Source organism: Mesorhizobium sp. WSM4817 (assembly GCF_055811135.1).
This window is the reverse complement of sequence record NZ_JBVVQQ010000044.1, coordinates 18625-27254: the sequence shown is the minus strand read 5'-3', so window position 1 is coordinate 27254 and position 8630 is coordinate 18625. Positions and strand designations below refer to the sequence as shown.

6 protein-coding genes and 2 pseudogenes are annotated in these 8630 nt (G+C 62.2%); 7 read left to right on the top strand and 1 reads right to left on the bottom strand.

Features of this window, described 5'->3' with window-relative positions:
- Positions 1 to 451: 451 nt before the first annotated feature.
- The 6 genes and pseudogenes from AC0L2K_RS32755 to AC0L2K_RS32730 form a co-directional block, all read left to right on the top strand.
- Positions 452 to 1516 (top strand): annotated as a pseudogene (locus AC0L2K_RS32755) (DUF2817 domain-containing protein).
- Between the two features lie 370 nt (positions 1517 to 1886).
- On the top strand, positions 1887 to 2855 hold the full coding sequence (locus AC0L2K_RS32750) for a GAF domain-containing protein (protein ID WP_473533373.1): 969 nt from the start codon (positions 1887 to 1889) through the stop codon (positions 2853 to 2855).
- 14 nt (positions 2856 to 2869) lie between these two features.
- Positions 2870 to 6004, top strand: coding sequence for a GAF domain-containing protein (locus AC0L2K_RS32745; RefSeq protein ID WP_473533372.1), 3135 nt, complete (start codon positions 2870 to 2872; stop codon positions 6002 to 6004).
- Positions 6001 to 6390, top strand: a complete 390-nt coding sequence (locus tag AC0L2K_RS32740; protein ID WP_473533371.1) for a response regulator — start codon at positions 6001 to 6003, stop codon at positions 6388 to 6390. The genes AC0L2K_RS32745 and AC0L2K_RS32740 overlap by 4 nt, the downstream gene beginning before the upstream one ends.
- Entirely contained in the window at positions 6387 to 7631 is a 1245-nt protein-coding gene (locus AC0L2K_RS32735) for an adenylate/guanylate cyclase domain-containing protein (protein WP_473533370.1), read from the top strand. The genes AC0L2K_RS32740 and AC0L2K_RS32735 overlap by 4 nt, the downstream gene beginning before the upstream one ends.
- Positions 7631 to 7873, top strand: a pseudogene (locus AC0L2K_RS32730) (IS21 family transposase); the annotation flags it as partial. The gene AC0L2K_RS32735 and the pseudogene AC0L2K_RS32730, both read left to right, overlap by 1 nt.
- 187 nt (positions 7874 to 8060) lie before the next feature.
- On the opposite strand, the gene AC0L2K_RS32725 reads toward AC0L2K_RS32730, so the two are convergent.
- A complete protein-coding gene (locus tag AC0L2K_RS32725; RefSeq protein WP_084833610.1) occupies positions 8061 to 8237 on the bottom strand; it encodes a hypothetical protein in 177 nt (58 codons plus the stop codon).
- A gap of 110 nt (positions 8238 to 8347) precedes the next feature.
- Here AC0L2K_RS32725 and AC0L2K_RS32720 point away from each other — a divergent pair, with 110 nt between their 5' ends.
- Complete coding sequence (locus tag AC0L2K_RS32720) at positions 8348 to 8506, top strand: hypothetical protein (protein WP_287230153.1); 159 nt, start codon at positions 8348 to 8350, stop codon at positions 8504 to 8506.
- Positions 8507 to 8630: the final 124 nt, after the last annotated feature.

The following is an 8630-nucleotide window of genomic DNA, read 5'->3' as shown; positions in this document are numbered from 1 at the left end:
TCCGCGCTGCCGGGCGTGATCACAGGTCCGCGACACCCGATCGAGGCGAGTTGCTTCAATAGCAAGTCGGACATATGAGCCCCCTCGTCGCAAGCGACTGCCGAACCTATCACCGCGGCGCATCCTACCCGCAATCGTTGCAGTTAGCACCGCCGAAAGCGTTCGAGTCCAGCGATCAGCGTTCTCACAAGCCTCCGACAAGACCCTACACCTTGTGGTCGGTCGGCTCTGCGCCTCATAGCAGTGATCGCCACGGTCGCGTCCATTCCCCAAAAGCGGACGTCGCCAGAGCAGAGGCAACAGACAGCGTACAACGTCCATTTGCCAAATGAGTTGATCCCGCTCGGCGATAAGTATCAGCTGCTAATGATCGAACGTCCTTAAGCGCCCAGCTTCGTCGCCTTGCCACTTCATCATTACCCTGTCACCATCAGTCACTGCGGGGTGACTAATGGACAGCTTTTCCGAAAGCTACCTTGAAGCGCGCAACAAGTTTCTCGTTGCCTGTGCTCAAGCTGGCGCACAGGTAACGCACTATCACCGCGAAGGATTTAGGGGCGAGGCTGGCGAATCGCTCGCTGCCGACGTCGCTTGCCTTGGACCCGAAACTGCCGACCGTTCCGCGATAGTCATCTGTGGCACGCATGGCTCTGAAGCGTTTTCCGGCTCCGCAATACTAACCCGCTGGCTTTCATCTCGAAGTAGCGGAGCGCCAAGCGTCCGGCTCGTGCTCGTGCACGCCATCAATCCTTGGGGCTTCTCGCATCGCACGCGCACAGACGAAAACAACATCGACATCAACCGCAACTTCGTGAGCGTCGATGACGGCCCGGTACCGCAAAATCCCGCCTATGACGCCGTCATCCAGCTCCTACATTCCGACCCTTCAGATGCAGCCCGCGTGCTCGAGCTGCACCGTACCTACAAGACCTAATTCGAGGTGAACGGCTGGGCACTTGAAGGCCAGATTTGGCAGGGACAGTGGCATCGGTCTGACGGATTCATGTATGGCGGGCAGGCGCCGAGTTGGTCGAACATTACGTTCCGCCGCATCGTCCGGGAGCATCTCTCACGCGCGAGCACAATAGGTTTCATAGATTGGCACACCGGGATTGGCCAGTTCGGCGAAATCGTGCACTTGATCTTAGACGTGCCCGGAAGCGAGGAGCACCGCGCGGCGTCGGGCTGGTGGGCGCTCGCAACCAAAGGAGACAGCGCGTTCAAAACGGGCGTCAAGCCGAAGTACCGCGGGCTTCTTTGTCAGGCGATCCGCCAAGAGCGGCCCGATGCGCGGATCGCTGGCGCGGTGATCGAGTTTGGCACGGCCGATGATTATCAGCTCTTCCGTGGCGACCTGATCGACCGCTGGCTACGCTTCGAGGGACGCGACCACCCCGACGCCAAAGAGCTACGCGCCGCTCACGTCGATATATGCTGCCCGCGGGACATCTCCTGGCGCAGGCTGGTCGAGGCGCGCGGACCGGTGTTGATGGATCAGCTCCTGGCAGGCTGGTGAGCCGACGCCGTTTGGCGAACCTCCGCAAGCGCCGCATGTCGGCCGCTGAGGTGATCGTTGCTCCGGTCCGATAGCAGACCTTGCTGGCACCTACCCTGGAACATCGCAGTTGCGCCAACACCTGACATTGCTGTTAAAGTCGCGATCAAGCCCGCGCAGGCCCTTAGCAGGAAGTGCCACCTAACCGTTCTGATTAAGGCCAACCGCCCTATTGCTGGAAAAAACGTCGAAAGTCCGGCCACCGATCCTCGCTGCGAATGGGGACGGATCGATTGACCGTCGGGTGACCTAGCATTTCTACTATCATTCTGCCTATGGTTTGCGTCTCGACCTAGAGGGCAGCGCAGCGACCGAGGGCTAGAACCTGCACATGCGGGAATCACACGGCGAACTCGAAGCTAGGATTGGGCTTCTCACGCGGGAGCTCAACGAAGCGCTCGAACGCGAGACGGCGACCGGCGAGTTGCTTCGTGTCATCGCCTCGTCGCCGACAGATATCAAGCCGGTCCTCGACGCCGTGGCGGCGAGCGCCGCCCGTCTTTGCGACGCCTATGACGTGATCATCCGGCTCAAGAAGGACGATATGCTCCATCTCGGTGCCCATTCGGGACCGATCGCGGTCGATGAGGCGCCGTGGCCGCTGGAGCGCGACCGGGTAATGGCGCGGTCGGTTATCGATGCGAGGACCGTGCAGGTCGAAGACCTATCCGAAGCCGGGGCCGAATTCGCGGCAGGCCGGGAAATGGCCATTCAGTACGGCTTTCGCACCATTCTGGTGACACCTCTCGTGAGCGATGGAAGAGCGATCGGTGCGATTAGCCTGCGGCGAAGAGAGGTGAGACCGTTCAGCGACAGGCAGATCGAGCTTCTGAAGACCTTCGCCGACCAGGCCGTGATCGCCATCTCGAACGTGCGGCTGTTCGAAGAAGTGCAGGCGCGGACGGCCGAACTCAGCGAAGCGCTGGCTCAGCAGACCGCGACGGCGGACGTGCTCAAGGTAATCAGCCGATCGGCCTTCGACCTTGAACCCGTACTGCAGACGCTACTCGATTCGGCGATCCGCCTGGCCGGCGGTGATATGGGCGCGATCTCACTGCGCGATGGCGATTGGCTACGGGTCATGACCGGGACCGGTTGGACCGATGAACTTCGCGCTTATGAGAAGAGCCATCCACACCCGATCGGGCGTGGGACATTTCAAGGTCGAGCCGCCCTCGAAGGGGCAACCGTTCATGTGCCCGACGTGTCCAAGGATATGGAATACAAAAGGCCGGAAGCGGCGACCATGGGCGATTTCCGCGCGGCCCTTTCGGTCCCCTCAAGCGAGGCCAGGAGGTGATCGGTGTCTTCGGCATGGCGAGGCGAACCGTGGGGCCGTTCTCACAACGCCAGATCGAACTTGTGGAGAGTTTCGCCGACCAGGCGGTCATCGCAATCGAGAACGTGCGTCTCTTCGACGAGGTGCAGGCGCGCAACCGCGAGGTGACCGAATCGTTGGAGCGGGAGACCTCGACCGGCTCCATCCTGCGCGTCATTGCGGCGTCCCCGACTGACATCCAACCGGTTCTGGACGCCGTCCCGGAAAGCGCGGCGCGTCTCTGCGAGGCCTATGACGCGACGATCTATCTGCGGCAGGGCGATCGTTTGGCGGTCGGGGCGCATCATGGGCCGATCCCGGTCGACGACGCCGGGGTGCCTGTCGCCCGCGACGTGGTCCCCGGTCGCGCGGTGCTCGACCGGGCACCGGTCCATGTTCATGACCTGACCGAGGCGGGTGTAGACTTTGCAACGGGCAGGGCAATGGCCCACCGGCTCGGCTTCCGCACCATCCTTGCGATCCCACTGCTGCGTGACGGGGAGGCGGTCGGAGCGCTGATGATCCGGCGCATCGAGATACGGCCCTTCACGGACAAGCAGATCGCGCTGCTCAAGACTTTCGCCGACCAGGCCGTCATCGCCATCTCGAACGTGCGGCTGTTCGAGGAAGTACAGGCGCGCACGGCCGAGCTCAGCGAGGCCTTGCGGCAGCAGACCGCGACCTCGGAGGTGCTCGACGTCATCAGCCGTTCGATCGTCGAGCTTGAGCCGGTTTTCGAGGTAATCCTGGAAAATGCCGCTCGCATCTGCGACGCCAGCTTCGGCAATCTTGCGCTCCGGGAGGGCGATGGCTTCCGCCATGTCGCCGCCAACGGCGCGACCGAGGAGTGGGAAGAATTCAAGAAGGGCGGGAGCCTGATGCAGCCCGGCCCGAACACCGCGCTCGGCCAGGCGCTCGCGACCAGGCGCTACGCCCATATCGACGACGTCACGAACGATCCGGCCTTTCCCGAAGGTGATCCGCTGAGAACGCGCGTGGTCGCGCTGTTCAAGGCGCGCACCATGCTTTCCGTTCCGCTGGTCAAGGACGATGTCGTGATCGGCGCGATCACGCTGCACCGCCAGGAGGTGCGGCCCTTCACCGACAAGCAGATCGCGCTGGTCACCAGCTTCGCCAGCCAGGCGGTGATCGCGATCGAGAACGCCCGGCTGTTCAAGCAGGTTCAGGCACGCACGGCAGAACTCACCGAAGCGTTGGAACAGCAGACCGCGACGGCGGACGTGCTCAAGGTTATCAGTGCCTCGACATTCGATCTCAAGGCGGTGCTTCAGACGCTGATAGACTCCGCGGTGAAGTTATGCGGCGCTGAATTGGGTGGCATATATATGCTCGACGGCGACGTTTACCACATATCCGCTTCGCATGGGCACTCGCCTGAGTTGAGAGCCCATGAGGAAGCCCATCCCAATCGCGTTGGCCGTGATTCCTGGGTTGGTCGCGCCGCATTGGAAAGGGCGGTCGTTCATGTCCCCGACGTGACCCTGGACTTGGAGTATGGTACTCCAGATGTGCCAACAATAGGAAAGTTCGCAGGTGGGTTATCGGTGCCGTTGTTGCGCGAAGGGACCCCGATTGGTGTCTTCTCGATGGCGCGTGCAAAGCCAGGCCCGTTTTCCGAGCGCCAGATCGAACTCGTCCAGACTTTCGCCGACCAGGCCGTCATCGCGATCGAGAACGTTCGCCTGTTCGAGGAAGTGCAGCAGCGGACGCGGGAGGCCACCGAGGCGCTAGAGTACCAGACGGCGACCAGCGATGTGCTTGGCGTCATCAGCCGCTCGCCCACTGATGTGCAGCCGGTGTTCAACATGATCGCGCAAAGTGCCGCCCGTCTGTGCGAAGCGCAGTTCTGCTTTGTCTACAGATATGATGGCCAGCTTCTGCATTTCGTCGCGCATCACGGCATCACCGAAGAAAGCGTTGAGATCGTACGCAACACCTTTCCCGTGGCACCTACTCGCGGCAGTGCCGCCGAACGGGCGATTCTCTATCTTGACGTGGCGCAGATCCCGGACCTCACCTTGGATAGTGAATTCACGCATCGCGCCGCGGCGGCTTTTTCGGGCCTGCGCAGCGCTGTCGCCGTGCCGCTGCTGCGCGACGGCCTGCCCATCGGTTGCATAGCAGTCGGGCGTGCTGAGACGGGCTTTCTTGCCGCCAAGCAAGTCGAACTTCTGAAGACCTTCGCCGACCAGGCCGTGATCGCCATCGAGAATGTCCGTCTGTTTGATGAGGTCCAGGCGCGCACCGAGGAACTGTCGCGCTCGCTGGACGACCTGCGCAAGGCCCAGGATCGGCTCGTGCAGACCGAAAAGCTCGCCTCGCTCGGCCAGTTGACCGCGGGAATAGCGCACGAGATCAAGAACCCGCTCAACTTCGTCAACAATTTTTCCTCGCTGTCCGGCGACCTGATCGTGGAGCTGCGCGACGCGCTGCAAGGCGCGGCGCTTGACGACAAGACCCGCGCGGAGATCGACGAGTTGTCGGATATGCTGAGGGGCAATCTCGAGAAGGTGGTGCAGCACGGCAAGCGCGCCGACTCGATCGTCAGGAACATGCTGCTCCACTCGCGCTCGGGCTCGAACGAGCACCGGCCGGTCGACATCAACGCGGTCGTGGAGGAGAGCTTGAACCTTGCCTATCATGGCGCCCGCGCCGAGGGGAAAGGCTTCAACATCATGTTGGAAAGGAATTTCGATCCAGGCGCCGGCGAGGTCGATCTCTTTCCGCAGGAGATCACTCGCGTGCTGTTGAACCTGATCTCCAACGGCTTTTACGCGACGACGAAACGGCGGGCGGCTGAAGGCGAAACCGGTTACGAGCCGGTGATGGCGGCATCGACGAAAAGCCTGGGCGATGCGGTCGAGATCAGGATCCGTGATAACGGCACCGGCATCCCGCCGGAGGTCAAGGAAAAAATGTTCAACCCGTTCTTCACCACCAAGCCGGCGGGCGAGGGTACGGGGCTCGGCCTGTCCTTGAGCCACGACATCGTCGTGAAACAGCACGCAGGCACCATAGAGGTCGTCACCGAGCCGGGCGCCTTCACCGAATTCCGCGTCGTCTTGCCGCGCGGGGCCGCGACGCTCGCCAAAGCAGGAGGCAACGCTTGAGCCTGCTCATTCTGGTCGTCGACGACGAGCCCGACATCGAGGTGCTGTTCCGGCAGCAGTTCCGGCGAGATCTTAGAACCGGGCGCTTCGAGATGGCGTTCGCGCTTTCGGCGCCGCAGGCGCTGGCGCTGATCGAGGCTGCGGAAAGCGCTTCGCTGATCCTCATCCTGTCGGACATCAACATGCCGGGCATGAGCGGCCTGGAGCTTCTGCCGAAAGCGAAGGCGTTGCGTCCCGATGTGCCCGTGATCATGATCACCGCCTATAGCGACGCACAGACCAATAGGAACGCGCTGGAAAACGGCGCCGAGGCGCTATTGACGAAGCCGCTCGATTTCGTCGCGCTACGCGGCGAGATTGACGTTCGCGTCGGGCTCGCGGCATGACGGCTCTGATCCTGGTCGTCGACGACGAGCCGGACCTGGAGCCGCTGGTCCTGCAGAAATTCCGCCACCAAATCCGCGACGGCGCCGTGAGCTTTATCTTCGCCCGCGACGGCGTCGAGGCGCTCGACCTGATCGCCGCCAATCCCGACATCGAAATGGTCGTTACCGACATCAACATGCCGCGCATGGACGGGCTGTCGCTGCTTGCGAAGCTCCAGGACGCCGAGGAGCGTTTGTCGACCATCATCGTGTCGGCCTACGGCGACATGGCCAACATCCGCACGGCAATGAACCGCGGCGCCTTCGATTTCCTGATGAAGCCGATCGATTTCGCCGACCTCGAGACGACTATCGCCAAGACGCTGAGGCACCTTGCCCTTCTGCGCGAGGCGCGGGGCAAGCAGGTGGCGGCCGAGCGCGCGCACGCCTCGCTGTCGCGCTACTTCTCGCCCAACCTCGCCGACCGACTCGCCGGCGACGCTGGCGAGCTTGCCGGGCAGCGACGCGAGGTGGCGTCGCTCTTCACTGACATCGCCGGCTTCACTGCGCTGGCGGAAACGCTCGACCCGGCGGTACTGGGTGAACTCCTCAACGCGTACCTCGCCGGCATGACCGACATCGTTTTCCACCACGAGGGCACGGTGGCCAAGATCGTCGGGGACGCACTGCATGTGCTCTTCGGCGCGCCGGGCGAGCAGCCCGACCATGCCGCCCGCGCGGTCGCCTGCGCGCTTGACCTCGACGACTTTTCGGAAGACTTCCGCGCCGGCTGGCGCGCCAGGGGCGTGGCGCTCGGTCCCACCCGCATTGGCGTCCACGCCGGGCCGGCGATCGTCGGCAATTTCGGCGGCGCCCGCTTCTTCGACTACTCCGCCTATGGCGACACCATCAACATCGCGGCGCGGCTGGAAGCCGCCAACAAGCAACTCGGCACCCGTATTTGCGTGAGCGAGAGCGTCGCGAGACAGGTTGCGAATTTCCGAGGGCGGGCGGTGGGTGACCTCGTGTTGAGAGGACGAACGGAGTCGCTGCGCGCTTTCGAGCCACTGCGGCCTGAACAATGCGATGACCTCGCGACGAAGGATTACCTCGCGGCTTTCGCCAAGCTGGAAGCCGGCGACCCTAGTGCGGTCACCTCGTTCGCTGCTGAGGTAGGCAGGCGCGCAGAGGACCAGCTTGCGAGCTTCCACTTGAAGCGATTGCTGAACGGCGCGACAGGTCCGCGGATCAACATGGATTGATCGAGCCTACGTTCAAATGTCCACTTCGGCTCACTTCGATCTCCTAGCAAACTTGATGCCTATGCCGTGCGGTTGACGGCCTGGCTGAGAACGGATTCGAACAGGCCGCGCACGCAGAAGCGCACGATCAAGCAGCTGCACGCCGATCTGACGAGCCTCGGCTATGAGGGCTCTTATGGCCGTATCGCCGTTTTTCGCATGACTGGAAAGAAGACCGGCAGCGCCAGCTGCAACGAGCTGGCGCTGCAGCTCGGTCCGACCGGCTGAACGTCCCCTATCGTTCTTCGAGCCTCAAAAGCCGCCATTCGGCTGTCGGCCCCAAACTGGACGGCTATAAGGCTCCACCCGGGGGGCGAAGCTGACGCTATAGTTACCTTCCCCGTCAGATCAGGCGAGTATTCTTGTATCAGGCTTGCCTCGGATACCTGGTCAGTCTTCCTTCAAATCTTCGGCTTCGTCCTTCAGCTTCTGCCAGTCGGCACCGTGCTTGCGAAGCAGTGTTCGCGCCTGTTTCGGTGTCACGTCTGACACTTCCGTCAGGTGCTCAACTTCAAGATCGGCCCCCTTCTTAACCCGGCTCGTTTTGGTCGATTTTTTTCGGGCCATCTCTGCGTCTCCTCACCAATCGATCATAGGCAACGGGCACTGTTCATTGCGGTTCCCGTCCCTTGGAACAAACCGCCGCCCGTCGGGTTACTGAGCCGAAGGAGACCCCTATGCTTAGATTCTTGATCGGCCTTGGCGCGCTGTTCGCGGCATTTCAAATCGGCCGTGAGTTCGGTCGCACCGAGGCGGAGGTTATGCAGCTTCCGCCTATCGATGACGAGCGTCGCCCGACGGCAAGAAACGAAGCAGAATTGGGCGAGCCGACCTAGGCGTTTGCTCATTGTCATTCACCGGCTTCAGGTCAGGCCGAATCTTCCACAGTTCGGCCCAACTGATGCGGCGCTTCTGTTTCTGCGGCTTTGCGGCACCTTGAATTTCTCTACACACGGCAGC

Coding starts and splice junctions, on each gene's coding strand:
- AC0L2K_RS32750 (WP_473533373.1), top strand. CDS start 1,887: ATGCGGGAATCACACGGCGAACTCGAAGCTAGGATTGGGCTTCTCACG.
- AC0L2K_RS32745 (WP_473533372.1), top strand. CDS start 2,870: ATGGCGAGGCGAACCGTGGGGCCGTTCTCACAACGCCAGATCGAACTT.
- AC0L2K_RS32735 (WP_473533370.1), top strand. CDS start 6,387: ATGACGGCTCTGATCCTGGTCGTCGACGACGAGCCGGACCTGGAGCCG.
- AC0L2K_RS32725 (WP_084833610.1), bottom strand. CDS start 8,237: ATGGCCCGAAAAAAATCGACCAAAACGAGCCGGGTTAAGAAGGGGGCC.
- AC0L2K_RS32720 (WP_287230153.1), top strand. CDS start 8,348: ATGCTTAGATTCTTGATCGGCCTTGGCGCGCTGTTCGCGGCATTTCAA.